This window comes from Helicobacter pylori, assembly GCF_003636935.1.
Classification (GTDB): Bacteria; Campylobacterota; Campylobacteria; order Campylobacterales; family Helicobacteraceae; genus Helicobacter; species Helicobacter pylori_CH.
Genome location: NZ_MVVH01000030.1, coordinates 1 through 1,375, shown reverse-complemented (window position 1 = coordinate 1,375; position 1,375 = coordinate 1). Strand labels below are relative to the sequence as shown.

Below are 1,375 nucleotides of genomic sequence, written 5' to 3'. Positions count from 1 at the left end.
CTAGCCATATCACAACCGGAAACTCCTATTCTGATGGCGGTGGGGCCACGCTCAATTTCAATGCAACTAACAATATCACTATCAATCAAGCGAGTTTGGATAACAGCCATGCAGGGACGCAAAAATCTTACATGAATTTTAAAGGCTCTAATATCAAGGTGAGCGGCTCTAGCTTTAAAGACGACACTGATGGGGGCTTTAATTTCAGCGGTAATAGTAATAACAGCACCATCTCCTTTAATCAAACGAACTTCAATCAAGGGACTTATCACTTTAGTAACAGCGCCAGTTCAAGCTTTGATCATAGCAATTTCAATCAAGGGACTTATGATTTTAGTAACAGCGCTAGCTTTAATAACGACACCTTCAATCAAGGGACTTATGATTTTAGTAACAGCGCTAGCTTTAATAACGACACCTTCAATCAAGGGACTTATAGCTTTAATACGAATAAGGTGAGTTTTTCAGGCACAAACACTTTAAATTCAAGTTCGCCTTTTGCTAGCCTTAAAGGCAGCGTGTCTTTTGGCTCTGATGCAATTTTTAACCTCAATCAAACCCTTAATAGCAACCAAACCTATGACATTCTCACCACAAACGGGGCGATCCAATATGGGGTTTATCAAAGCTATTTGTGGGATCTAATCAACTATAAGGGCGATAAAGCCATCAGCCATGTTGAAGTGAGTAATAATATTTATGATGTAACCTTTGACATTAACGGGCAAGATGAAACCTTACAAGAAACCTTTAACAAACAATCTATTATTACCCAATTTTTAGGAGACGATTTACAACAACAAGCCCAAAAAACCTACCAACAAGACTTGAGTAACTCACAAAGCGCTTTAAATAACGCTGCTGATGATAATAAGATCGCAAGCAATGATACAAGCTACACCAAGAATCAAAACACCGCTATCAAAGAAGACGCTCAAAGTTTAGAACACACCAACCAACAAATCGCTCAAGACGAACAAGCGTTACAAGGAGATTTAGACAAGCTCAAACAATTAGCCAACTCCACCACAGGCTTTAACGAACAAGCCTTTAAGAATGCGCAAAAACAAGAACAACAAGATGAACAAACCTTACAAAACGAAGAAAACGCTTTTAATATTGAACAAGAAGGATTAAAACAAGCGATAGCTAACGCTAAGCCTACAAGCCCCACACCCACTCCTACAAAACACACAGCGCCAAACACTCCCCCTAATAAAGTTTCACCAACGCCCACACCCCCTACTCAAAATTTACCCACAACGAATGTGTGGAATGGGGTCTATAACCTCCAAAATCAAACTTACTCACAAAAAGGTATTTATTATATTGATCCTAATCTTTCAGGACAGAGCGGTCAAAGCGGCAACACGCT

The 1,375-nt window shown here is 39.6% G+C and carries 1 protein-coding gene; it reads left to right on the top strand.

Annotated elements, in window-relative coordinates; genetic code table 11:
- Nucleotides 1-1,375 (top strand): vacuolating cytotoxin domain-containing protein (locus EAL87_RS07975; RefSeq protein ID WP_205584691.1); only part of this gene is annotated, 1,375 nt, incomplete at both ends.